The sequence below is a fragment of the Rhizobium sp. LjRoot254 genome, assembly GCF_964254105.1.
Taxonomy (GTDB): Bacteria; Pseudomonadota; Alphaproteobacteria; order Rhizobiales; family Rhizobiaceae; genus Rhizobium_E.
This window is the reverse complement of the sequence record NZ_CAXUSM020000001.1, coordinates 657,886-682,382: the sequence shown is the minus strand read 5'-3', so window position 1 is coordinate 682,382 and position 24,497 is coordinate 657,886. Positions and strand designations below refer to the sequence as shown.

At 61.0% G+C, this 24,497-nt stretch carries 20 protein-coding genes; 10 read left to right on the top strand and 10 right to left on the bottom strand.

Going from position 1 to position 24,497, the window contains the following annotated elements; translation table 11 throughout:
* Positions 1-22: 22 nt before the first annotated feature.
* Both ACSQ26_RS03405 and ACSQ26_RS03400 read right to left on the bottom strand, forming a co-directional pair.
* The gene (locus ACSQ26_RS03405; RefSeq protein ID WP_436015080.1) at positions 23-694 is read right to left on the bottom strand and encodes a tetratricopeptide repeat protein; all 672 of its coding nucleotides are present in this window, start codon (positions 692-694) and stop codon (positions 23-25) included.
* Between the two features lie 113 nt (positions 695-807).
* Positions 808-4,536 (bottom strand): response regulator, encoded by a 3,729-nt coding sequence (locus ACSQ26_RS03400; RefSeq protein ID WP_436006284.1) that lies wholly within the window; start codon positions 4,534-4,536, stop codon positions 808-810.
* A 236-nt stretch (positions 4,537-4,772) separates the two neighbouring features.
* On the opposite strand from ACSQ26_RS03400, the gene ACSQ26_RS03395 reads away from it, so the two are divergent.
* A complete protein-coding gene (locus tag ACSQ26_RS03395) occupies positions 4,773-6,359 on the top strand; it encodes a trimethylamine methyltransferase family protein (RefSeq protein WP_436006282.1) in 1,587 nt (528 codons plus the stop codon).
* A gap of 53 nt (positions 6,360-6,412) precedes the next feature.
* On the opposite strand, the gene ACSQ26_RS03390 is transcribed toward ACSQ26_RS03395, so the two are convergent.
* Positions 6,413-6,790, bottom strand: coding sequence for a GNAT family N-acetyltransferase (locus ACSQ26_RS03390; RefSeq protein WP_436015078.1), 378 nt, complete (start codon positions 6,788-6,790; stop codon positions 6,413-6,415).
* Positions 6,791-6,963: 173 nt separating this feature from the next.
* Here ACSQ26_RS03390 and ACSQ26_RS03385 point away from each other — a divergent pair, with 173 nt between their 5' ends.
* The 4 genes from ACSQ26_RS03385 to ACSQ26_RS03370 all read left to right on the top strand — a co-directional run bounded on the left by ACSQ26_RS03385 (position 6,964) and on the right by ACSQ26_RS03370 (position 11,872).
* Complete coding sequence (locus ACSQ26_RS03385) at positions 6,964-7,326, top strand: GFA family protein (RefSeq protein WP_436006280.1); 363 nt, start codon at positions 6,964-6,966, stop codon at positions 7,324-7,326.
* Positions 7,327-7,619: 293 nt separating this feature from the next.
* The gene (locus ACSQ26_RS03380; RefSeq protein WP_436006278.1) at positions 7,620-9,332 is read left to right on the top strand and encodes a DEAD/DEAH box helicase; all 1,713 of its coding nucleotides are present in this window, start codon (positions 7,620-7,622) and stop codon (positions 9,330-9,332) included.
* A gap of 265 nt (positions 9,333-9,597) precedes the next feature.
* A complete protein-coding gene (cls, locus tag ACSQ26_RS03375) occupies positions 9,598-11,049 on the top strand; it encodes a cardiolipin synthase (RefSeq protein WP_436006276.1) in 1,452 nt (483 codons plus the stop codon).
* Between the two features lie 43 nt (positions 11,050-11,092).
* Positions 11,093-11,872, top strand: coding sequence for an endonuclease/exonuclease/phosphatase family protein (locus ACSQ26_RS03370; RefSeq protein ID WP_436006274.1), 780 nt, complete (start codon positions 11,093-11,095; stop codon positions 11,870-11,872).
* Here the strand turns inward: ACSQ26_RS03370 and ACSQ26_RS03365 are convergent.
* The 3 genes from ACSQ26_RS03365 to ACSQ26_RS03355 form a co-directional block, all read right to left on the bottom strand.
* Positions 11,857-12,744: a DMT family transporter gene (locus ACSQ26_RS03365; protein WP_436006272.1), complete on the bottom strand. Its 888-nt coding sequence runs from the start codon at positions 12,742-12,744 to the stop codon at positions 11,857-11,859. The genes ACSQ26_RS03370 and ACSQ26_RS03365 overlap by 16 nt on opposite strands.
* Positions 12,745-12,863: 119 nt before the next feature.
* Positions 12,864-13,517 (bottom strand): ChrR family anti-sigma-E factor, encoded by a 654-nt coding sequence (locus ACSQ26_RS03360; protein WP_436006270.1) that lies wholly within the window; start codon positions 13,515-13,517, stop codon positions 12,864-12,866.
* Positions 13,514-14,164 (bottom strand): sigma-70 family RNA polymerase sigma factor, encoded by a 651-nt coding sequence (locus ACSQ26_RS03355; protein ID WP_436006268.1) that lies wholly within the window; start codon positions 14,162-14,164, stop codon positions 13,514-13,516. The genes ACSQ26_RS03360 and ACSQ26_RS03355 overlap by 4 nt, the downstream gene beginning before the upstream one ends.
* A gap of 248 nt (positions 14,165-14,412) precedes the next feature.
* On the opposite strand from ACSQ26_RS03355, the gene ACSQ26_RS03350 reads away from it, so the two are divergent.
* The 3 genes from ACSQ26_RS03350 to ACSQ26_RS03340 are packed head-to-tail and all read left to right on the top strand — an operon-like array spanning position 14,413 to position 17,588.
* Positions 14,413-15,837 (top strand): circularly permuted type 2 ATP-grasp protein, encoded by a 1,425-nt coding sequence (locus tag ACSQ26_RS03350; RefSeq protein WP_436006266.1) that lies wholly within the window; start codon positions 14,413-14,415, stop codon positions 15,835-15,837.
* A gap of 2 nt (positions 15,838-15,839) precedes the next feature.
* Positions 15,840-16,781 carry an alpha-E domain-containing protein gene (locus ACSQ26_RS03345; RefSeq protein ID WP_436006264.1) on the top strand — a complete coding sequence of 314 codons (942 nt, stop codon included), beginning with the start codon at positions 15,840-15,842 and terminating at the stop codon, positions 16,779-16,781.
* Positions 16,782-16,796: 15 nt separating this feature from the next.
* Positions 16,797-17,588 carry a transglutaminase family protein gene (locus ACSQ26_RS03340; RefSeq protein WP_436006262.1) on the top strand — a complete coding sequence of 264 codons (792 nt, stop codon included), beginning with the start codon at positions 16,797-16,799 and terminating at the stop codon, positions 17,586-17,588.
* A 22-nt stretch (positions 17,589-17,610) separates the two neighbouring features.
* On the opposite strand, the gene ACSQ26_RS03335 is transcribed toward ACSQ26_RS03340, so the two are convergent.
* Positions 17,611-19,914, bottom strand: a complete 2,304-nt coding sequence (locus ACSQ26_RS03335; RefSeq protein WP_436006261.1) for an NADP-dependent malic enzyme — start codon at positions 19,912-19,914, stop codon at positions 17,611-17,613.
* A 278-nt stretch (positions 19,915-20,192) separates the two neighbouring features.
* On the opposite strand from ACSQ26_RS03335, the gene ACSQ26_RS03330 reads away from it, so the two are divergent.
* Positions 20,193-20,924 carry a TSUP family transporter gene (locus ACSQ26_RS03330; protein ID WP_436006259.1) on the top strand — a complete coding sequence of 244 codons (732 nt, stop codon included), beginning with the start codon at positions 20,193-20,195 and terminating at the stop codon, positions 20,922-20,924.
* A gap of 38 nt (positions 20,925-20,962) precedes the next feature.
* Here ACSQ26_RS03330 and ACSQ26_RS03325 read toward each other — a convergent pair whose 3' ends face one another.
* Complete coding sequence (locus ACSQ26_RS03325) at positions 20,963-21,970, bottom strand: DUF805 domain-containing protein (protein WP_436006257.1); 1,008 nt, start codon at positions 21,968-21,970, stop codon at positions 20,963-20,965.
* Between the two features lie 242 nt (positions 21,971-22,212).
* Complete coding sequence (gene iolG, locus ACSQ26_RS03320) at positions 22,213-23,205, bottom strand: inositol 2-dehydrogenase (RefSeq protein WP_436006255.1); 993 nt, start codon at positions 23,203-23,205, stop codon at positions 22,213-22,215.
* A 184-nt stretch (positions 23,206-23,389) separates the two neighbouring features.
* On the opposite strand from iolG, the gene ACSQ26_RS03315 reads away from it, so the two are divergent.
* The gene (locus ACSQ26_RS03315) at positions 23,390-23,698 is read left to right on the top strand and encodes a hypothetical protein (RefSeq protein ID WP_436006253.1); all 309 of its coding nucleotides are present in this window, start codon (positions 23,390-23,392) and stop codon (positions 23,696-23,698) included.
* Here the strand turns inward: ACSQ26_RS03315 and ACSQ26_RS03310 are convergent.
* The gene (locus ACSQ26_RS03310) at positions 23,695-24,129 is read right to left on the bottom strand and encodes a hypothetical protein (RefSeq protein WP_436006251.1); all 435 of its coding nucleotides are present in this window, start codon (positions 24,127-24,129) and stop codon (positions 23,695-23,697) included. The genes ACSQ26_RS03315 and ACSQ26_RS03310 overlap by 4 nt on opposite strands.
* Positions 24,130-24,497: the final 368 nt, after the last annotated feature.

Below are 24,497 nucleotides of genomic sequence, written 5' to 3'. Positions count from 1 at the left end.
TCCGGGACAGGGTTCTTGGCATTCAGGACAGTTTGCCGCTGGCAGTGATCAGTGCCAGCACCGTCCGGGCACGCGTCTTGGCGCCTCCAGAGGCATCGGCATCATTGAGCACCAGTTGGAGCCATTCGCGCGACTTGGCATAGTTGCCGGCCTTGAACGCGGACAGGCCGAGCACTTCGCGGGCGCTGTTGCGCACCGGCGACGACGCGGCAGCGAGTTCTTCCACGGCGCTGGCAAGTTCTCCATAGGAACTGTTGTCGACCATCAGCCACGCGGCGCGAAGCTTGGCGGCATTGCGCACAGGGCCCGGCACGGCCGCATCCTGGCCAAGCGCGTTGAAATCGGCGATGGCGCCCTTTGCGTCACCCTTGTCGGCCTTCAATGTCGCAAGCCGCATGCGCGCCAGCACCGGATAGGCGCCGAAGCCATCCTTGCTCAGCGCTTCGAGTTCCTTCATCGCCTGGTCGGACTTGTCGGCGCTTGCATTCTTGACCGCATTGATGAACCGGTCGCCGGATGCGGAGGATTCCCGCGCCTGCCACCATTCGAACAGCGCACCACCGGCCACGCCCAGCACGATCAGCACGGCGACGCCGATGATCAGCGGCCGGAAACGCTTCCAGACATTCTGTATCTGCTCGGAGCGCAGTTCCTCATTCACTTCGCGAATGAAGCTGTCATCACTGTTATTCATTACCATGGCATAGTCCGTTCATGCGGCCGATCGACTTGAAAGGCGCTTCTAACCTATTTTCCCGGCAAAGTAAGGGGGGAAGCTGAGATTCTGGCGGTGGCCGTGACGTGGGGTCAGCCGGCTGACGAAGCGGTCGCCTTACTGTCCGATCCCACCCAGAGGCGGATCTTTTCCTCAAGCCGCTCGGGGCTGATCGGCTTGGTAATGTAATCGTCCATGCCGGCGGCGACGCACATTTCCCTGTCGCCATCGAGCGCATGTGCGGTCACGCCGATGATCGGTATGTGCTCGCCGGAGCCGGTCTCGATGCGGCGGATTTCCTTGGATGCGTCCAACCCGTTCATCACGGGCATGGAAATGTCCATCAGGATGAGGGATGGACGCTCAGCGCTCCAGGCCTCGACCGCTTCCGCGCCATTGGTGACGATGCGATAGGCAACGCCTGCCGCATCCAGAATCTGGCTGAAGACGATGCGGTTGACCTCGTTATCCTCCGCGACCAGCACATCGACGCCACCGAGCGTCGCCGCAGGCACTGCCGGGGTCGGGATGGCCGCCGGTGGCAAATATTGCGGCGCGACCGCTTCGAACCTCGGTGTCGCGCGCATACGTGCCACGGGAGCAACAGTAGTCCCCAACTTTATGCGGTTGCCGCGGATCACGTCGATCACCGTCTCGCGCAGGATCGCCGAACGCGCCGGCTTCATCAGATGGGCCTGTACGCGGAGATCGGAGAGGTTGTCCTCGCTGTCCATGATATCGACCGAGGTCAGGAAGATGATAGCGGTCGCGTCGTTTGCGGGGTTGGCCCGTATCCGGCGGGCGACTTCCATGCCGTTCATTTCCGGCATCTGGCAATCGAGGATGATGACATCGAGACACAGGCCGTGGTCGCGCGCGGCATCGATGATGGAGAGACCCGTGGCGCCATCGGGCGCGGCCACGCCTTCGAAGCCCCATTCCGTCACCTGTTCCAGGAGAATGGTGCGATTGACCTCGTTGTCGTCGATGACGAGGATGCGCGCACCTTCCACATTGATCGGCAGCGGCTTCCTGCGGCCATGGCCGGCGGCAACCGTGAGCGGCAGCGACAGGGTGAAGGTCGAACCTTGACCTTCGATGCTTGCAACGGAAATCGTGCCGCCTTGAATGCGGGCAAGCCTCTCGGAAATCGCCAGGCCAAGCCCGGTGCCCTCGTGACGGCGCGTGGATGAGCCATCGACCTGGGAGAATTGCTGGAAGATCGTTTCCAGCTTGTCGGCGGGAATGCCGATGCCGGTGTCTTCCACCACGACATCCAACGTCACTGTGCCATCGTCAGCTGCGCATGCCGCAATGGTCGCTACCACATGGCCGCTCTCGGTGAACTTCACGGCATTGCCGATGAGGTTGGTAACGATCTGCCGGAAACGCCCCGCATCGCCGCTGACCATCGCCGGCACATCACCCTTGCGGCGGATGATGAGTTCGATGTCCTTCTCGGCCGCGCGCGAGGCAAGCAGCGTTGCGACGTCCTCGACCGCCTCGATAGGATCGAAGGACGAGAGCTTCAACTGCATCTGCCCGGCGTCGAGACGGGAGAAATCCAGGATGTCGTTGATAATGGTGAGCAGCGCCGAGCCCGACTTCATGATGATGTCGGTGAAGGTCTTCTGGCGCGTATCGAGCGCGGACTTCGACAGGAGTTCCGTCATGCCGAGAATACCGTTCATCGGCGTCCGGATCTCGTGGCTCATATTGGCGAGAAACTCCGACTTGGCCCGATCGGCCGCCTCGGCCTTGGAGACCAGGCGCTTGAGTTCCGCCTCGCGCTGGAAGACCTTGGTCTCGTCGCTGCAGATGATCACCGTCTGGTCATTGTCCTTGGCGCGCATTTCGAGATGGATCCACCGACCATCATTGAGCGGAAAATCGTATGAAGGACTCTTGCGACCGATGACGGCTTCACGGAAGCGCGCGGCATTCTCCTCTTCCATAACAGGGTCGTAATCGCGGTTTTGCCTGAGCGTCGCCCGATAGCAGGCCTCCCATGTCTGGCCGGGCTCGAGCATCTCCTCCGGCACATTGAGCAATTGGGCAAGGCTGCGATTGGTCAGCACGATCTCGTCGCCTTCGAGCACCATGAGGCCCTCGGGCATCGTATCGGTCGCGCTCAGCACGAGCTTGTAGGCGCGGTCGGCCTCCTCATGCGCTGCGATCACCTCGCGATCCCTCGCGCGGAGTTCGGTGAGATCAACATAGCACAGCAGGTGCTTGCCGTCGGTGAGCGGAATGCCCGAATAGAGAATGACATTGCCGCTGTCGAAAGCCTTTTCGCGATAGTGCGGACCGCCGCGTATCTCATCCACCCGCTTGTTGTAATAGGTGTCGATATCCTCGCCTTCCGGCTGCTGCCCCGTCTCGAACATGTTGACGACGAGATCGCGGAACGGCCGGCCGATGACATCGCCTTCCCAGGCCTCCTGACCTATGGCGCCCCAGATTCTGGACTTGTAGGCGTCATTCATCAATTGGATGTTGAGGTCCCTGTCGAGAACGATCAAACCGACATCAATGGACGAGACGATGTTCTCGAGGTCACGCGTGATAAGTTCGGCCCGTTCGTTGGCCTGCTGCAGCAGAATCTCGCGCTGACGGATCGCTGAGATATCGATCACCGTGCCCACGACATATGGTTTTTTGTTCTCGCTGATCATGCGTCCGGTCTTGACGATGGTGGCGGCGATGCGCCCGCCCGCGACCGGTGTCTCTTCTTCCTGCTCGTATTCCACGCCATGTTCGAGCGTGTTGCGATTGGCTTCCCAGACTTCCTGCGCATAGTCGCCCAGAAGCGAAAACTCGTCGCTGCCCACCAGTTCGTCGTAGCTGCGACCGAAAAGATCGGCATAGGCTTGATTGATGAAATGCAGCCGCTGGTCCGGTCCGCGCGCGAAAGCCGCGACCGGCAGCCGGTTGAGCAATTCGCGATAAAGGCCTGCCTCTTCGATATGGTTCTTGAGCAGTTGCTCCTGGTCCTTCATCTCGGTCACGTCGACCCTCAGGCCGATGAACGTGCCGTCCGGCAGCCGCCGGTTGACGCATTGCAGCCACTTGCCGTTCGACAGCGGCATCAGGTCCGTGCTCTCGGGCACGCGCTGAAGAGCAATTCTTTGCGCGACCCATCGATCGCGGGTCGAGGCGTTGAGTTCGGGGTCGTCAGGATGCGCGCGGATATTGTCGTCGGCCAGTCGCGAGAGCACATCCCGCAATGTCGCGCCGAGCTTCAATTCGCCGATCAGCGGCGCATAAAAATCCTGGAGCTTCTGGTTGAAATAGACCAGCCGGTCGTCCCGGTCGTAGATGCAGATGCCGGCCACCAGGCCGTCGACAATATGTTCGGCGAGTTCACCCGTCAGTCCGCCCATGGCCGCTACCGGCGCCAGCGGCGGCGGAACGACATGCAGCTTCACGGGGGCCGGCTTGTCGCCGTCGCCGGGCATCGTGATCGACCCTTGCGGGTTAAACACGCAATACAGCAAGCTCTGGCCATCGGCGAGGGTGAAGCGTTCGATCTCGATGATGAACCGGCCCTTGCCGAACGGGTCGGAATGCAGCGCCCGCTGGTCTTCACCGAAGACGATGCAGCTGCGTTCCTTGTCCTCGAGATCGATCAGCGCCTCGATTTCCGAATATTCGCCCGGGCCTGTGCCGACGAGATCGCTCACATTGAGGTTGAAGAGTTGTGCCAGGGCCTGGTTGGCGGCGACGAAGACGCGTTCGCTGTTCTTCACATAGGCCGGGCGGTCCAAATCCGAGATTCGGTCGCAGATCGTATCCAGCAATGGATCCCGGTAATAAATCAACTGACACCCCGAACCCTCGGATCCCCGAGCCTGAGAGCATTAGCATTCCGGGCTTGAACATTTGGTTAACCATGACGGGTAAAACCTCGCCGTAACCGACCTTGCCGCGCAGAGAACAAGGCCTTTTCTCCCAGCGTCACCTGATTGTGCAAATTGTCGTTTTGGCAGGTGCTTTCCTGCGCCCGATTTGCTACTATTATGTATATACAAATCCATTCCAATCAGACAGGCATCAGATGAGCGTCGAGGGCACACAGGCTGCAATCATTCACGAGGAAAATGCCGGCGACGGCACGCGGCGCAGGCGCCCGGGCGGACGCGGTGGCGATCGTGTCCGCAAGGCCAGCGGCTCCTCCTATCTCAACCTGACGAACACCCGCCCGCACACCGAACTGCTATCCGCCGACCAGATCGAGGCCATCCACAATGCTTCGCTCACCGTGCTCGAGGAAATCGGCATGGACATCATGCTGCCGGAGGCGCGCGAGCGCATGAAGGCCGCAGGCGCGCAGGTGACACCCGGCAGCGACCGCGTCCGTTTCGACCGTGGCCTCATCCTCGACATGATCGCTTCGGTGCCCAAGCAATTCACGCTGCATTCCCGAAATCCCATCCGGAGCGTCGAGATGGGCGGCAACAACCTGGTCTTCGCCCAGGTTGCCTCCGCGCCATTCTGCTCAGACCTGCAAGGCGGCCGTCGCACCGGCAACCAGAAGGACTATCGCGATTTCCTGCGTCTCGCCCAGTCCTACGACATCATCCACGCCACAGGCGGCTACCCCGTCGAGCCGGTCGACATCCACGCCTCGGTGCGTCATCTCGATTGCATTTCCGATCTCATCAAGCTGACCGACAAACCGTTCCATGCCTATTCGCTCGGCCAGCAGCGCAACACCGACGCCATCGAGATGGCCCGCATCGGCCGTGGCATATCCCACGAGCAGCTGGAACTCGAGTGCTCGCTCTTCACCATCATTAATTCCTCCTCTCCGCTTCGTCTCGATGGACCGATGCTGCAGGGCATCATCGAAATGTCCTCGCGCAACCAGGCGGTCATCCTGACGCCGTTCACGCTCGCTGGCGCCATGGCCCCGGTGACGGTCGCGGGCGCGCTGGTACAGCAGAATGCCGAGGCGCTCTGCGGCATTGCCTTTACCCAGATGGTGCGACGTGGCGCCCCGGCCGGCTATGGCGGCTTCACTTCCAATGTCGACATGAAGACCGGCGCCCCCGCCTTCGGAACGCCGGAATACATGAAGGCCGTGATTGCCGGCGGCCAGCTCGCCCGCCGCTACGGCTTCCCCTACCGCACTTCCAACACCAATGCCGCCAACACGATCGACGCGCAGGCAGCCTATGAGTCGGTCTTCTCGCTCTGGGGCGTGGTCGAGGGCGGCGGTAATTTCGTCATGCATTCGGCCGGCTGGACCGAAGGCGGCCTGACCGCGTCCTTCGAGAAATTCATCCTCGATGTGGACCTCCTGCAGATGGTCGCCGAATTCCTCAAGCCTCTCGATGTGTCGGATGAGGCGCTAGCGCTTGACGCCATCCGTGATGTCGGCCCCGGCGGCCATTTCTTCGGCACGCCGCACACACTCGCCCGCTACGAGACCGCCTTCTATTCGCCGCTGATCTCCGACTGGCGCAACAACGAGACCTGGGTCGAGGCCGGCAGCCCGACGGCCTTCGAACGCGCCAACAAGATCTACAAGGAAACGCTTTCGCATTACGAGCGCCCGCCGCTGGATCCGTCGATCGAGGAAGAACTCGACGCCTTCGTCGCCAAGCGCAAGGAAGAAGGGGGCGTGGCGACGGATTTCTGATCACCGAGTGACAAAGGTGCTAAGGCGAGACAGCCGATCGGGCTGCTCTGGCGTCACCTTAGCTTGATGACGCCAGCCTCCGTCGACCGAAACCCGCACTTTCGGTAGAGCCCCGCAAAATCTGGTTCGAAGTCGACGTGGAGCCACTCCGCTCCACGGTCTCGTGCGAGCTCAGTTGCCTTCTCGACAAGCTGCGTTGCAATTCCCCGCCGCCGCATGGCGGGCGCAACGCATGTATCCAATATGAAGGCATGAATGCCGCCGTCCCAGGCGATATTGATGAAGCCGACGAGTTGGTCGCCCGCAAAGGCCCCGATATGTCCCAGGCTTCTCGACAGAATGGCCGAGAAATCCCGATCCTCACGCAAACTCCAAGCTGCCCGCCACAGCCCGTTCAGCGCATCGTTGGACGGAAATGGATCGACGCGCAGTGTTACATTTGCAGTATTCAATTCCGTATTCCGCAAGGATTTGCGACGACGTAAGCGCCAGCAGACCATGGTCTCTGTAAGCACAGCGCAGTCACTCGTCGATTGCGTTCCAATGCTGACAAAATCTGGCACCATCTCGCTGTACATTCATTGTCACGAGATGGGGAGGTGACATGAAGCTCACGGGAAGTTGTCATTGCGGTGCCACGAAGTTCGAAGTCAACATGGCACCGACAAGCGTCAAACGTTGCACATGCTCCATCTGTTCCAAGCTGGGTGTTCTCTGGGCCTATTACAAGCCGGAGAACTTCAAGCTGCAGGAGCGGCCGAGATGTGAAACGACCTATCGCTGGAATACCAAGGCCGTCGCGTTCAAGTTCTGCTCTGCCTGCGGCTGCAGTACATACGCTGAGACGTTCGGCTGGGCGACCGGCGATGGCGCCAGGCCGATGATCTCCGTAAACGCCCGGCTGTTCGACGATTTCGACCTCGACGCGGTGCCCATCGACGTGATCGACGGCAAGAACCTCTGGTAGTGCATTTCGCATATGCAAAAGCAACCCCTTGACTTTCCCCGCCAAATACACGACATGAGCCGCAGCTTTCCCCTCAAGGGCGCCGCGTGAGCTGCCCGGGCGATCTCCAAAGATCGCAAGTAACAGGTGAAGCGCCGTTAGTTGGTACCCTCGCCGAGGGTCGAATGCGCCGGAAAGCATAATCCAGAAACTAGCAAGTTCCCAAATCACGCGGGGTTCTTGGGCCAGACGAACCGGGAAGCAATCGTGCTTTTCCGGCCTAGCCGTTTGGTACCCCGAAAGGCATATATAAATTGACCAGCTTTGATACGCTCGGACTTTCCAAGCATACTTTGCCCACACTCGAAGCCAACAACTTCACAGTCGCCACGCCGATCCAGGCGCAGGCCATTCCGCATCTTCTTCTCGGCCGCGACCTCGTCGGCCTCGCCCAGACCGGCACCGGCAAGACGCTGGCCTTCGGCCTGCCGATCATCGAGATGCTGCTGAAGGAAGGCCTCCGCGCCGAGCCGAAATCGGCCCGCGCCCTGATCCTCGCCCCCACACGCGAACTGGTGAACCAGATCTGCGACAGCCTCAACATGTTCACCCGCAAGACCCCGCTCAAGATCACATCGGTGGTCGGCGGCCAGTCGATCAACAAGCAGATGCAGATCGTCGGCCGCGGCGTCGATATCCTCGTCGCCACACCGGGCCGCCTGCTCGACCTTTGCGACCGCCGTGCACTTACGCTGACCGCGACCCGCGTCCTGGTGCTCGACGAAGCCGACCAGATGCTCGACCTCGGTTTCATCCACGATCTCAAGAAGATCGTGAAGATGGTGCCGAAGCGCCGCCAGACCATGCTGTTCTCCGCCACCATGCCGGCCGCAATTGCCGACATTGCCGAGAACTACATGGAAAGCCCGGTCGAGGTCTCCGTGACCCCTCCCGGCAAGGCCGCCGACAAGGTCGATCAGCAGGTTCACTTCGTGCTCGGCCGCGACCACAAGGCCCAGCTTCTCAAGGAACTGCTGCGCGCTAGCCCCGACAGCCTGTCGCTGGTCTTCGCCAAGACCAAGCATGGTGCCGAAAAGCTGATGACGCATCTCGCCCATTCGGGTTTCAAGGCCTCCTCCATCCACGGCAACAAGAGTCAGGGCCAGCGCGATCGTGCGCTCAAGGGCTTCCGTGACGGTGAAGTCCGCGTGCTCGTAGCGACCGACGTTGCCGCCCGCGGCATCGACGTCCCCGGCGTCAGCCACGTCTTCAACTTCGATCTGCCGACCGTGGCGGAATCCTATGTCCACCGCATCGGTCGCACGGCGCGTGCCGGCCGCGAAGGCATTGCCATCGCGTTCTGCGGGCCGGAAGACGTCAAGATGCTCTATGACATCGAAAAACTGCTTGGCACCGCGATCCCCGTTGCCGGCGGCGAGCGTCCCGAATACCAGGGAAAGAAGAAGGCAGGCGGCGGCGAAGGCCATCGCGGCCGTCGTCCGACCGGACACGAACAGCCGAGAGCACCGCGCGAAAACCGCGAGCCCCGCGGTGACCGTCCGGCTCGCGGCGAGCGTCAAACCCGTCCGCAGTCGGCTTTCGCCGAGGTCGAAGAACTGAATGGCGGCGAATTCCGCCCGGTTCGCGAGAGCGCCGGCGAGCATCGCGGCAATCGCGGTGATCAGGGCCGTCGTGATGGCAATCCAGGTGGACGCTACCCCGGCGATACCCGCAACGAGCGCGGCGAACGCCCAGTGCGTGCGGAGCATGCCGACGGCGCCAAGCGTCCGGCCCAGGCTCCCAAGCAGGCCCAGAACCGCCATTCGCCAGCCCGCCATGCAGGCTTCGCTGGGGATGGTAATATTGCCACCAATGGCGAGCGCACACCGGCCGCTGGTCCGGACAATCGCAATCATGGCAAGCCCGCCAACGGCAAGAAGCGCTTCCATGGCGGCGGCAACCGCAGCAACAATGGCGGTGGCCAGGGCGGCGAACGCCGCGCCCAGTCCGGCAATCGCCGCGGCTGATTGATCTTAGACATCAAATCGAATGGGGCGGCCGATCGGCCGCCCCTTTTTGTTGTTGCTGAAACGGCGGTCAGCCCATGGCCACATCATAGGGCAGCTTCACATTGAGCGCCGCAATGAAGACGGCGATAATGACGGAAAATAGCGCGAACCGATAGGAAGCTCTTCGTGAGATCGGAAAAGCGGCCATATTGTCCTTGCAAAAGCGCGCCAACACCCCGACGTTGTGATTGAGGCGTGGGAGAAGGTTGCAAGCAAGGCGCAGATGATTGAATTCCTTTCCACTTATTGGCCGCATTTCCTGGCGGCACTGTCGATTGTGATCGGCACCATCGCTGCATCTCACGCGGCAATGACCAAGGAGGATGTGCGCGCGGCCACCGGCTGGGTCGGTATCATCCTGCTGTCGCCGATTGTCGGCGCGATCTTTTATTCCGTAGCCGGCGTCAACCGCATCCGGCATACGGCGCTCGCCACGCGGCGGTCGGCGCGGCATGCGCTGTGGCGGGAATTCTACGGTCCCGCCGTGCCGCGCCAAACGATCGCCGACTGTTTCTCGACGCAATTCCTGCCGATGAAAATGCTGGGCGATACCGTCACCCGTTTTCCGCTCACATCAGGCAACAACATCCAGATGCTGCATGACGGGGATGAGGCCTATGCGCAGATTTGCGAAGCGATCGAAAAGGCGCGGCATAGCATCGTCTTGGAAACCTATATTTTCGACCGCGACCGCATCGGCAGGCGCATTGCCGACCTGCTGATCGCGGCAAAGGAACGGGGAGTCGCGGTCCGCGTGCTGATCGATTCCGTCGGCGCCCGCTATTCGGTGCCGAGCATCGTGCGTCATCTGCGTGTGGGCGGCGTCAACACACTCACCTTCAACGGCAAGGTCATCACAGGCCTGCGCCTGCCTTATGCCAATCTGCGCACGCACCGGAAGATCATCGTCATCGACGACGAAGTCGCATTCACCGGCGGGATGAACATCCGCGAGGCGTTCACGCGTGAATTCCATGGCGATAACCGCAGCCTGGATACCCATTTCCGCGTCACCGGCCCGGTTGTGGGAGACCTTTTCGCCGTCGCGGCAGAAGACTGGCATTTTGCATCGGGCGAGAAACTCGCGGCCGCCAGCGATCCGCAAGTAACTGTTGCCGCCACTGACCCGATCTTTGCCCGCGTCGTCTCCTCCGGTCCGGATGGCAGCATCGAGACGAACCACAAGATGCTGATCGGCGCCTTTTCGGTGGCGCAGAAGACGATCCGCATCATGTCGCCCTATTTCCTGCCTGATCGCGAACTGATCAGCGCCTTGGTGACAGCGGCCCGGCGCGGAGTGGAGATCGATATCCTGCTGCCGTCGCAGAACAATCTCAAGCTCGTCGATCATGCCATGACCGCGCAATTCGACCAGGTGCTGAAGGGCGGCTGCCGCATCTGGCGCGTCAACGGCGCCTTCGATCACTCCAAGCTTTTGACGATTGATGGCCAGTGGTCCTATGTCGGCTCATCCAATCTCGATCCACGCTCGCTGCGGCTCAACTTCGAGGTCGATCTCGAAGTGCTCGATTCAGGCTTTGCATCCATGCTCGAGGACCGGTTCGCGCTGGCCATGCGCGATGTGACCGAGGTCACGCTGCACGGCCTTCGCAGGCGGCCCTTCCTGCTGCGCCTGGTGGAAAAAATTCTGTGGCTCGGCTCGCCATATCTGTGATCTGATGCGTTGATACTGCATTGCAAACGAGGTTGCTGAACACATGATCCTATCGGCGATCCACGCCATCAGAAGCAGGGGCAGGCAGCAATACCAGCAGTCGGAAGTCCCTGACGGCGCTCTTGTCGTAGCATCCTACAACATCCACAAATGCGTCGGCACCGACGGCAAGCGCGATCCCGGCCGCATCGTGGATGTGATCGGCGAGATCAACCCCGATATCATCGCGCTGCAGGAGGTCGATACCCGCTTCGGCGAGCGCAAGGGCCTGCTCAATCTCGAACGGCTGGAGCACGAATACGGCCTGGTGCCGGTGCCGCTGTCGAAGCCATCCGCCGCGCATGGCTGGCATGGCAATATCGTGCTCTATCGCAAGGGCCTGGTCAGCCATGTCCACGAATTGACTTTGCCGGGGCTCGAGCCGCGTGGCGCATTGGTGACGGAACTCGATCTCGACGAACAACGCGGCGTTCGCATCATCGCAGCCCATTTCGGGCTGCTGAGGCGCTCGCGCGAACAACAGGCACGCGCCATCGTCGACCTGATGCGCCGCGACCGGCAGCGGCCGACTCTGGTGCTGGGCGATCTCAACGAATGGCGCGTCGGGGTTAAATCCGCGCTCAACAGCTTCAGCCCGGCTTTCGGCCCGTTGCAGCCATCGGCAGCGAGCTTCCCCTCGCGCCTGCCGTTCCTGGCGCTCGACCGGATCATTCCCAACCAGCCGGGATTGATTTCCGAGGTCTTGGCCCACGAGACACCGCTGTCCCGCGTCGCTTCCGACCATCTGCCGATCCGAACGACACTGCTTTACGACGCGCTTTGAGATTTCTTTCCGGCAAGCCAGACGCCGAACACGACGACCACGGTGCCGAGAATCATGGCCGGCCCCAAGGGCTCGCCCAGGAAGATGAAGGACTCGATCGCCACGGTCGGCGGCATGAGATAGATAAGTGATGCCGCACGCGACACCTGCCCTCGCCCGATCAGATAGAGCAGCAGCGCCACCGCGCCCATCGACAGCACGAACACCGACCACAGCAGCACGAGCATCAGCGGCAGGCTGAAATCGAAGCGCGGCGGTTCGCCCAGCAGGGTAGCCGGCACGACGAGGCACAATGCGCCGACATATTGCCAGACGGCGGTCGTCCGCATGTCGCCGGATGTGACGAAGCGCTTCTGATAGAGCGTTCCGAGCACCACGCCACTCATCGCCACCACATTGACGGCGACCGGCAAAGCAGTCTTGGCGAAGAGATCACCGCTGATGCCTTCGAATGTGGGAATGAGGCAGATGATGATGCCGGCAAAGCCGAGCAGCAGGCCGGCGATCTGCACGACAGACAGCCTTTCGCGCACGATGATCGGCGCCAGTGCCGCTGTCATCAAGGGCTGCAGCGCGGCGATGACGCCGGAGACAGATGCCGGTACGCCATGAAAGATCGCCCACCAGACGCCGCCGAGATAGACGCCATGCATCAGGAGACCTGAAACGAGCGCGTGAAAGATGGCGCGCGGATCGCGCGGCCAAGGCGCACGGAGAACCAGACTGAGCACGCCAAAGGCCACGGCCGCGCCTGCAAACCGCACGGAGAGGAACAGTTCGGCGCTGGAATGCGAGGCGGCTATGGCCGGCGCGATCCAGCCGGACGACCATAGAAGCACGAACAGGACTGGCGCGATGCGCTCGAGAGACAATGAAAGCTCCGGGGAACGGGCGACGCAGAGTCGCGGGTAAGGTGCGCCAGAACTAACGCAGCCGCCAGGCAACGTCAAAGCGCATTCGCGACGTCTGCTCCACTAAATTGGTCAGGTGTTCAGAGGCCGATAAAGGGCTGTGCAAGGCGGCCGAGCCAGCTCTTGATCCGCATCGGTCCCTCGATGGACGCGAGACAGATGCATTCCCCGCCTTCATCCACGACGGGCGTGTGGTCGGTTTCCTCGTCTTCGCCGATCAGATCGCCAACCATGTAACGGCCGGTTTCGTCATGGAAAGAGCCCTTGACGACGAGAGTGAATTCCTCGCCGGAATGGCTGTGCTCCGGCAGCGCGCGGCCGGAAGGCACGCGCAGAAGAACCAGATTGTGATCGGGATCCTCGGGCATCTCGATCCTGGCAAAGCGCATGCCCGGGCCAAGCCACTTCCACGGACCGATCTTCCGCCTGGTGAGCGGCTCCGGCAAGGTAACCCCCATGGCGAGATGGCTGTAGTCATATGTTTTCGCGATGGATTGCTGGGGCACGCTGTCGCCGATCCGCGCAAGGGTCTGCTCGAAGAGACCGGCCGAGAGCTCCGCCATCGGCTGTTCCTCGATGAGCGCGCCGCCAACATTTTCGAACTGGGTAAGAATCGCGCGGCTCGACTGCGACATCGCAATATGGCTGGCGACCACCAGGGCCGGGGCTGGACGCAACTGCCCGGCTGCGTAGCGCAGCAGCAGGTCCTCGCTGGTCTGGTGAACGGTCGTCATAGATTGTCTTCCATAGTCTGGCGCAGGCGCTGGAGAGCAAGCCGTACGCGTGATTTCACTGTGCCGAGCGGTATTCCCAGCACTTTGGCGATTTCCGCCTGGGGATTTTCGGCGAAGAACGACATGCGAATGACGGCGGCCTGCTCAGCCGGCAGCAGCGTCAGCGCCTGCCTCACCCTCACCTCGCTCTGGCGTGCGATCATGATCGCTTCAGCGGTCGGATCGGGATCGACCTCTTCGAAGGTCTCGAGTTCTCGCCGAGTTCCGCCCCGCCCATCGCGGCGGCGGCGATCGATGCCGAGATTGCGGGCAATGGTGAAAATCCAGGTCGAGACACCTGCCTTCACGGGATCGAAACTGGCGGCCTTGCGCCAGATATTGACCATCGTCTCCTGCACGAGATCCTCGCACTCGTTCTCGGCATAGCCCTGCCTGATCAGGAACGACTTCAGCCGGGGTGCGTAAAAACGGAAGATCGCCGCGAATGCCTGCTTGTCCTCATGCAATGCGACGCGTGTGAGGAGGCCGGCGATTTCATCCGGCGAGGGCATCAGTTCGCGATCGCCGGCAAGCGTCATATAGGACGCTCGCGGCTTCTTTGGTCGCCGTCCACTGGCACCGTGAAGGATGTCGCTATCTGCATTCATGCCCTCATTTACGCGGATGCAGGCAAGTAAGATCACCATTACTCGAGATTAATGGCGGCCTTCTCGCTCGGGACTTGATAGCGCAGGCGGCCGGCAGTTGCCAACCCCGGTCGGCTGTAGCACGCGGCTGGGTGGCGCAAGAGACCGGCCATATCCGCAGGCCCATCGACACACCAAAAATTCGCCTTCCCCGATCCTGCATGGTTCTTGCATTGCAAACAACATTGGTTTCAAATGCCTGCATAAAAATGGGGAACGACAATTTGGCCTTCGACGAAATGATCTGCGCGGATGGGAGTCCGCGCGAACCCTACAAAAAATACTTCGAATGGTTTCAAGCGCAGGATCCAGGGCACTTGCAGGCAAAAGCCCAGGATGCCGAAGGCATTTTCCGAAAGACGGGCATCACCTTCGCCGTCTACGGCCATGAAGACGCCGCCGAAAAGATCATTCCCTTCGACCTTATCCCCCGCATCATCTCAGGTTCCGAATGGCGCAAGCTGGCGCTGGGCATCGAACAGCGGGTGCTCGCCCTCAACGCTTTCCTCGAGGACATCTATCACAAGCAGGAAATCATCCGCGCCGGCCGCGTTCCACGCGAACTGATCGAAAGGAATGTAGCCTTCCTGCCTGAGATGATCGGCATGAAGCCGCCGGGCGGTGTCTATACCCACATTATCGGCACCGACATCGTGCGTACCGGCGAAGACCAGTTCTATGTGCTGGAGGACAATGCCCGCACGCCATCCGGGGTGTCCTACATGCTGGAAGACCGCGAAACCATGATGCAGATGTTTCCGGAGCTATTCCAGAAGGTGCGGGTGCGCCCTGTCGAGGACTATCCGACCAAGCTTCGCCAGAGCCTCGACAGCTTGGCGCCTCCCGGCTGCAAGGGTAAGCCACGCGTCGCCGTGCTGACACCCGGCATTTTCAACTCCGCCTTCTATGAACACGCCTTCCTCGCCGACCAGATGGGCGCGGAACTGGTGGAAGGCTCGGATCTTCGCGTCATCAACGGCAAGGTCTGCATGCGCACCACGCTCGGCTACGAGCCGGTCGACGTGATCTATCGCCGCGTCGATGACGACTTCCTCGACCCCCTCACCTTCCGGCCGGATTCGGCATTGGGCGTCGCCGGCATCATGGACGTCTACCGCGCCGGCAATGTCACCATCGCCAACGCGCCGGGCACCGGCATATCCGACGACAAGGCGATCTATTCCTACATGCCCGAGATCGTCGAATTCTACATGGGCCGCAAGGCGATCCTAGAAAACGTGCCGACCTGGCGGTGCTCCGAAGCCGATAGCCTCAACTACGTGCTCGACAATCTCGCCGACCTCGTCGTCAAGGAAGTGCATGGTTCCGGCGGCTATGGCATGCTCGTCGGCCCGACCGCGAGCAAGAAGGAAATCGCCAGTTTCGGCGAGAAGCTCCGGGCGAAGCCCGGCAACTACATCGCCCAGCCGACGCTGGCGCTGTCAACCGTTCCAATCATGGTCAAGAAGGGTATCGCACCCCGGCATGTCGATCTTCGTCCCTATGTCCTGGTCTCCGACAAGGTGCATATCATTCCCGGCGGTCTGACCCGCGTGGCGCTGAAGGAGGGGTCGCTGGTGGTTAATTCAAGCCAAGGGGGCGGCACCAAGGACACCTGGGTGCTGGAGGACTGATCATGCTCGGAAGAACAGCAAACGGACTATTCTGGATGTCGCGCTATCTCGAGCGCGCTGAAAACATCGCCCGGCTCATCGATGCCGGGTTCCGCATGTCCCTGATCCGCCAGGCCAATGCCGAGGACGATTGGGGCGGCGTGCTCGAAAGCGCCGGCGTGCGCGAAGTCTATGGCGAAAAATCCGATCGCGTGCTCGGCGCGGACGCGATCAATTTCCTGCTGCGCGACAAGACCAACCCGTCTTCCGTGATCAATTGCATGGAAAATGGGCGCAACAATGCCCGAATGGTGCGCACGGCGCTGACCCGCGAGACCTGGGAGAGCATCAACGAGAGCTGGCTGCAGCTCAGCCAGTTGCTCTCCAAGAAGGTGGCGCATTCGAACCTGCCCGACGTGATCGATGTCATCAAGCGGCGCATTGCGTTGATGCGCGGCATGTTCTCCGGCACGCAGCTGCGCGACGAGATCCACAATTTCGCGATGCTCGGCGCCTTTGCCGAACGTGCCGACAACACGGCGCGTATCCTCGACGTCAAATATTACGTGCTGCTGCCGTCGCTGATGCATGTCGGCGGCTCGATCGACAATTTCCACTGGCAGTCGATCCTGCGCTCGGTCTCGGCGCACAAATCCTATTCATGGGTCTACGAGTCCGAATACAAGCCGGCCAACATCGCCCACTTCCTGATCCTCAACCGCCGCATGCCGAGATCGCTCGCCTTCTGCTACGAAGCGATCAACAGCAATCTCGCCCATCTGGCACGCGATTATAAGGGCCAGGTGGCGGCGCACGAGACGGCCGCAAAAACCCGCAACATGCTGCTGACCGCCTCCATCGACCAGATCATGGAGACCGGGCTGCATGAATTCCTCGAGGATTTCATCCTGTCGAACGACAAGCTCGCCACCGAGATCAACGAAGGCTACCGCTTCTACAAGTGACAAGTGAGTTGAGACATGCGCCTGAAGATCAGCCACATGACGGAATATACCTATGCCGAGCCGGTCGAATTCGCGCTCCAGCGGCTGCGGCTGACCCCGCAGGATGGGCCGGGCCAGCATGTGCTGAACTGGCAGACATCGGTCACCGGCGCCGGCCGCGAAGCCGTCTATCGCGACCATTTCGGCAACCGCGTCGAACTGGTCAGCGTCAATGACGGCGCCTCGTCGATCAGCGTCATGGCAATGGGCGAGGTCGAGACCGAGGAACGCAACGGCGTGTTCGGCCCGCATATCGGCTATGTGCCGCTCTGGCTCTTCCGCCGCGAGACGGCGCTGACCAAGCCGGGCAAGCTGGTGCGGGAACTGGTCAAATTGGTAGATGGCGATGGCGAACTCGCCAGGATGCACGCCCTCATGGCGGCGATCACCGATGCTGTCGAGTACAAGAAAGACGTGACCGGCCCCGAGACAACGGCCGAACAGGCGCTCGAACTCAAGGCCGGCGTCTGCCAGGATCACGCGCACATCTTCATTTCAGCCGCCCGACTGATGGGCCTGCCAGCGCGCTATGTCTCGGGCTACATGCTCGACGAAAGCGCGATGGACGCCGCAAGCCACGCCTGGGCCGAAGCCCATGTTCCGGGCCTCGGCTGGGTTGGCTTCGACCCCGCCAACCTCATCTGCCCCGACGAGCGCTATGTCCGCATCGCCTCCGGCCTCGACTACGCCGATACCGCACCGGTCTCTGGCATGGTTGTCGGCAGCTCGCCGGAGATGATCGCGGTGACGGTGAGCGTGGAGCAGTAACGAGCCGGAAGGCCCAGCGAACTCACCCCGCTGTCGATGCCTCCACCACCGCCAGCGCCGCCATGTTGACCACGCCGCGCGAGGTGACCGATGGCGACAGGATATGCGCGGGCTGGGCGGCACCCAGCAGGATCGGGCCGACATGCAGCGCGTCCATCATCGAGCGCACGATGCCGAGCGAGATGTTCGCGGCATCGAGGCTGGGAAATACCAGCAGGTTCGCTTCCCCGGTCAGCGTCGAATTGGGTAGCGCCCGCTTGCGCAGCATTTCATTGAGCGCGGAGCCACCCTGCATTTCGCCATCGATCTCGAGGCTAGGCTTGCTCTCGCGCACAAGGGCCAGGGCATCGCGCATCTTCCGGCCACTTTCGGTATCGCGCGAGCCGAAATTCGAATGTGCAAGCAGGGCCACTTTCGGTTCGATATCGAAGCGGCGCATCTCCTCGGCGGCAAGCATCGTCATCTCCGCAATTTCGGCAGCGGTCGGGTTATCGGTCACGAACGTATCGGCGAAGAAAATGGCGCCCCGTTGCGAAATCAGCAGGCTCAGGCCCGAGAAGGCGCAGACACCAGGCCGCTTGCCGATTATCTGGCCGACATCGCGCAAATGCCGGTCGTACTGACCCTCCACCCCGCAGATCAGCGCATCGGCATCGCCGCGCTTGACCGCAAGTGCGCCGATCACCGTGGCATTGGTGCGCACGACGGTGCGGGCGGCTTCCGGATTGACGCCCTGGCGCCCGGCGAGCTGGAAATAAAGGTCTGCATACTCCCGGAAACGCGGGTCTGCCTCGGGATTGACGATCTCGAAATCTTCCTCCGGCCGGATCCGCAATCCGTAGCGCTTGAGGCGCGTCTCGATCACCTGTGGCCGGCCGATCAGGATGGCGCGGCCGATATCCTCTTCCTTGAGCACCTGTGCTGCGCGCAGCACACGCTCGTCCTCACCCTCGGCGAAGATCACCCGCTTGCTCCGCGCGGCCTTTGCTGCGGCGAAAATCGGCTTCATGATGAAGCCCGAGCGGAAGACGAAGCGATTGAGCCGGTCGAAATAGGCATCGTAGTCGGCGATCGGACGCGAGGCGATGCCGCTTTCCTCTGCTGCTCGCGCAACGGCGGGCGCGATGCGGAGGATCAGCCGCTGGTCGAAGGGCGACGGAATCAGGTAATCGGGGCCGAACACCGGCGTCTCGCCGCCGATCGCCTTGGCGGCAACCTCGTTGACCTCCTCCCGCGCCAACGCAGCGATCGCCTTGACCGCCGCCATCTTCATCTGTTCGTTGATCTCGCGCGCGCCGCAATCGAGCGCGCCCCGGAAGATATAGGGAAAGCAGAGGACATTGTTGACCTGGTTGGGGAAATCCGACCGGCCGGTGCATATCATAGCATCGGGGCGCACGGCGCGCGCCAGTTCAGGCATGATCTCGGGCGTCGGATTGGCGAGCGCCATGATCAGTGGCTTCTCGGCCATCGATTCCAGGAGCTCCGGCTTGAGCACGCCGGCTGCCGACAGCCCGAGAAACACATCGGCGCCACCGATGGAATCGGCTAGCACCCGCTTGTCGCTCGGTTGCGCATAGACATCCTTCCACGGATCCATCAGCACCGGCCGGCCGACATAGACCAGTCCTTCCAGATCGTGCACCCAGATATTCTCGCGCTTGGCGCCGAGCTCGACGAGAAGATTGAGGCAGGCGAGCGCCGCGGCACCCGCGCCCGATGCAACGATCTTGACGTTGGAGAGCGTCTTGCCCGCGAGCTCGAGCCCGTTGAGGATCGCGGCGGCCACGATGATCGCGGTGCCATGCTGGTCGTCGTGGAAAACAGGGATGTTCATCTTCTCGCGGAGCTGCCGCTCGACCTCAAAGCACTCCGGCGCCTTGATATCCTCGAGATTGATGCCGCCGAATGTCGGCTCAAGCGCCGAGATCGTGTTGACCATGGCTTCGATGCCGGATGCATCGATTTCGATGTCGAACACATCGATGCCGGCAAATTTCTTGAACAGGACGGCCTTGCCTTCCATCACCGGCTTGGAGGCGAGCGGACCGATATTGCCGAGACCGAGCACCGCGGTGCCGTTGGAAACCACGCCCACGAGGTTGGCGCGCGACGTATATTCGGCGGCCATGTCGGGGTTGTCGCGGATCGCAAGGCAGGGTGCCGCCACGCCGGGCGAGTAGGCCAGCGCCAGGTCGCGCTGATTGCCCAGCGGCTTGGTCGCCATGATTTCAAGTTTGCCGGGCCTTGGGTGACGATGGTAGAACAGCGCCTGCTCGTCGAGATCCCCGCTCGCTGGCGCGGATTTCACCTTGTCTTCATCCATGACCGACTCCCTGAATATCGGGCGAGAGGTTTAACCGATTTCTCCGGCAAATCCAGTTCGTTCTCCGATTAAAAGTCATACTAATACCAGCACTGAACGAAACAGCCGTCCGTTGGCAGGAATTCGGCCATTCACTTGAGTTGCCAAACCATAACTGAAAGTCATTTGCCTCACACGGCGCCGCCTTCTATCCCCTAGCAGCCCAGCCCTCTGACGCCCAAAGGACCGCAGCAATTTCTGAAATTCTCCAGAGCCTGATCATAGAAGCCCAAGCGCCGATGATGCTCGCGGCATTGACCGGGGCTTTCCTGGCCGGCCTTGCGCGCGGCTTTTCGGGCTTCGGCAGCGGGCTCATCTTCATGCCGATCGCCTCGGCGGCGCTGGGTCCAAAGGTGGCCGTGGCTTCTCTTCTGGTTTTCGATTTCATCGTCGCAGGCCTCCCTGTCATCCGCAATTTCGATGTCGAGCGCGCCAGGCGCCTGCTACCGATCGCCTTGAGTGTCTCCGCAATTATTCCGATCGGCGGATGGGTCGCCGCCAACGGCGATCCCGACGTGATCAGATGGAGCCTGTCCTTCGTGGTGTTTGCCGCGCTGGCAATGATCACCGCCGGCCTCAAATGGCATGGAAGGGAAACGTTGCTGATCGCGATGATGGTGGGCGCGCTGTCCGGCTTCCTCGGCGGGCTGGCCGCACTGTCAGGTATCGTCGTCGTGATCTACTGGCTGGCGCGGGACATCACGCCCTCGGACCTGCGTGCCAACATGTTCACGCTGGCCCTCCTCACGACACTGGTGACGGCCGCGACCTATGCGCTGAACGGCATGCTGACTGCACACGTGTTTCGCGTCGCGGTGCTGATGCTCGTACCTTATCTTGCCGGAGCCTGGATTGGCACCTCTGTCTTCCATCTCGCCTCGCCGCAGACTTTCCGCAAGATCGTCTACGTGATGATCCTGATGTCGGGCGTGATCGGGTTGCCGGTCTTCGACAGTTTGCTCGGCCGCTGAAAAGGCAACGCCATCGGCGACGAATCCATTCAGCCTTGCTAAAGCCCGAATACCAGGCGTTCGCCCTCTTCCGAGAACGGGATGGTCGCGCCGATTGCCTTGAAATGAGCTGCCAGTTTCTCTTTCCTTTCGTTTTCATTTTTGGAAGCCATGGCAAAGGTGGCGATCCATTCGCGTTTCTGCTGGCACGCCACAGCCACGGTTGGCGTGGCACCGCTGACCGAAAACGAGCGGCACTGCTTGCCACGCTTACTGCGGACGGTTGCCAGGAGACGCACGGTAAGGGTTCCGGCGCTCGCCTCATGTCCGGACAGCGTTGTTTCCATCAAGGCTTCGATCTTCGATGGCAGCGGCTTGCCTATGGCAATCTCATCGGACCATTGCCGTGTTGAGAGGAAGATTGCCAACCCCAACACCGCGGCGACGACGACCGCCATGCCTGCGCGCCTGTCGTAACGAAGTTGCCACAGCCAACTTGCAGCTTTGCTGAACACGGATGGTTCGATCGTCGAGGCGCTGCCAATTCCGGCATTCTCGCGACCTTTGAAGAACCCCAGTTGAACATACATCACCAAGGTGGCCAGAGTGACCAGATAAGAGAAGTACTGCAGAACCACGCCGGGTCTGGGCACGATCAAGCTGGCAATCTTGGGGTGCTCCGTCCATATGAAGCCAACCCCGCCGACGTTGATCACCCATTGGTTCCCGAAGGCATAACTGGCCAGGGTAGCGAAATTGAGCAGGAGGCAGAGTTGGAGGTCCCATCCATTGCTTCCACGATCGCGGCGACGCTTTATGGATATGACGTAGAACGGATAGACCAGCAGCAGGAAAAGCAAAAAATGCATCCAGCCCGCGAAGCGATAGAAGGCGATGATATTTCGAGCGCTGACCTCGGAGAGGACATCGAGGGCAATGGTCGTGGAGACATACACCAGCGCGACAATCACGACCGCAATGCAGCCGAATCCAAGCCACCAACCCTTCCTCGACAGAATTCCCGAGGGATTGAAAAGCAGATCGCCAGCACGGATCAAAAGCGTCACAGTCTATCTCCCACAGTCAACCGCCTTGTTGACTACATCAGAGAAGTATATTTCACATTAAGAGAGCTTCTCAAGGTTGAGCAATGTGTTCTCGCGCCGAACTTTGGCGGTGCATGGCCGAGCGCCGGCAACGATTTCCGGATGTCCGGATTGTCTGTGCGGACAAAAAAGCCGCCTCAAAGGGCGGCTTTCATAAATTTGTGGGTCTTCAGCAATCCTAGTCAGCGTGCGGAAGGGCCAACTCAGCCTACCCTGACGCGCTTGCCCGTCGTGGCACTTTCGAGCGCCGCATCGGCCAACTCTAGCGCAATCAGCCCGTCCGTGCCCGAGGGGCTGATCGCCGTGCCCTTTTCGATCGCCGAGATGAAGGAGGCGATCTCGTTGGCATAGGCTTCGGTGTAGCGGGTCATGAAGAAATCATGCAGCGGCGGGCGGGTGTAACCGTCGCCGTTGGCGATCTCGATCGACACCGGACGCTGGTTCTCAGCCGACACGACGCCCTTCGAGCCATGCACTTCGATACGCTGGTCGTAGCCATAGGTGGCACGGCGGGAATTGGAGATCACCGCCTGCTTGCCCTTCGCGGTTTCCAGGATCACCGTGACGGAATCGAAATCGCCCGCCTCGCCGATCTCGGGATCGACCAGCACGGCCGCGTGGGCAGACACCGAAGCGACCTCTTCACCGAGCAGGAAGCGCGCCATGTCGAAATCATGGATCGTCATGTCGCGGAAGATGCCGCCGGAACGCTTGATGTAGTCGACCGGCGGCGCGCCCGGGTCGCGTGATGTGATGGTGACCATCTCCACGGTGCCGATCTTGCCGTCATCGATGGCAGCGCGAACCGCCATGAAATGCGGATCGAAGCGGCGGTTGAAGCCGACCATCAGCTTGGCGCCGGTCTCTTCCACCACCTTGAGGCAGGTTCTCACCCGCTCGGAATCGAGATCGATCGGCTTTTCGCAGAAGATCGCCTTGCCGGCGCGGCTGAAGCGCTCGATGAGATCGGCGTGTGTGTCGGTCGGCGTGCAGATCACGACGGCGTCGATGTCGTTGGCTGCCTCGATCTGGCTGATCGAGCGCACTTCCGCGCCATATTGCGTGGAAAGCGCATTGGCGGCATCCGCGAAGGCATCGGCGACGGCCACGAGCTTCGCATTGGGATTGGCACTGACAGCCTTCGCATGCACCTTGCCGATGCGTCCCGCACCGAGAACGCCAAATCTTACCGTCATCTTGCTCTCCCTAGGATTTGATTTGCGCTGGTCTAGCAAAACGGAACAACCGGATCAATCTCTCACTTTTGGAATATTCATTCTAATCCATGGTTTTTGAATATGGTGTTTCATTCACGCCGCAGTGACTTGAACGCCGCGCATCAAAGTGTCATTGGCTGATATCGCAGCGCCCGGAGGATCGATGACCGACAAGAAAAACAAGCAGCCCTTCTATCTCATCGATACGGATGCCGATTTCTATCGTCCGCTCGGCGTGCGGCTGGCGATCTGCATATCGGTCGCGTGCTGGGCGGCAATCGAGATTTACAATGGCGACGGCTTCTGGGGCGTTCTTTCGGGTGCGGCGGCAGCCTACTGCGTCTATGCGCTTTTCCTGAGCTATAATCCCCCGCCCAAGGTCGAGGTGCCCGTCCGTCCCGCTGATGACGAAGAGGAGGAAGAGGACGTTGTAACGGAAGCGGCCAAGGACGACGAGCCACCCAAGGCCTAGCCCAGCGCAGAAATCGCGTCGTCGATCAGGCGGTTGGCGATCGTCATGCGGATCGTTGCAGGACCGCGATAATCGGGATGCACCACATCGGGATGATTGTTGCGGGCGAATGAGCGGCGGCGTTCCCGCAGGTCGGTATCCGATTTGCAACTCGAGAGGTCGAGATCCTGAGTGATCTCTTCCTTGGATAGCCGCACAAGCCATGCCGGCGGCTGCGCATCCACGGGAAAGACCGGCAAGCCTTCACCGTAATCGGAATAGAGATCGGCGAAATCACCGCGATCCGGCTCACCGCCATTGGACAGGCTTGCAAGAAGCGTGGCGCCGAGGCCCGTCATCCGCCGCGCGGGGCCCGCATCTTCCTCTTCCCGTTCCTCCGGTTCCAGTCCGTCGAGCACGGTTTCGAAGAGCGATTTTCCAAAGACCGGCATCGGCATCCTTTCCTCGCGGGCAACGTGCTATAGCGATCGGAACTGGTCCCGGCCATTCCGAGAGCCTTTCATTGATAAATGGAAGGCTCTGGGGCCTCACAGGCGATTCTACTGTAGTTTGCCTACCGGAATCGTGCTCGGAAGGCCGCCGAACGGGGTTTTCCCCGGTCTCATTAACGTTTTTTTTGAAAAGTAATACTTTTTGAAGATTCCATTTGACAGTCACCGGCATTTGAATGCAGTTTGCCGACCGGCGCGTGGGAGGAAAACCTAGCTCGTTTGAGATCGCAACCGCATAAACCTTAGAAAAGGTGTGCGGTGCGCAATCGATGATCCTGACGACCTCCGGTGCTGCCGGACAGGGGCCG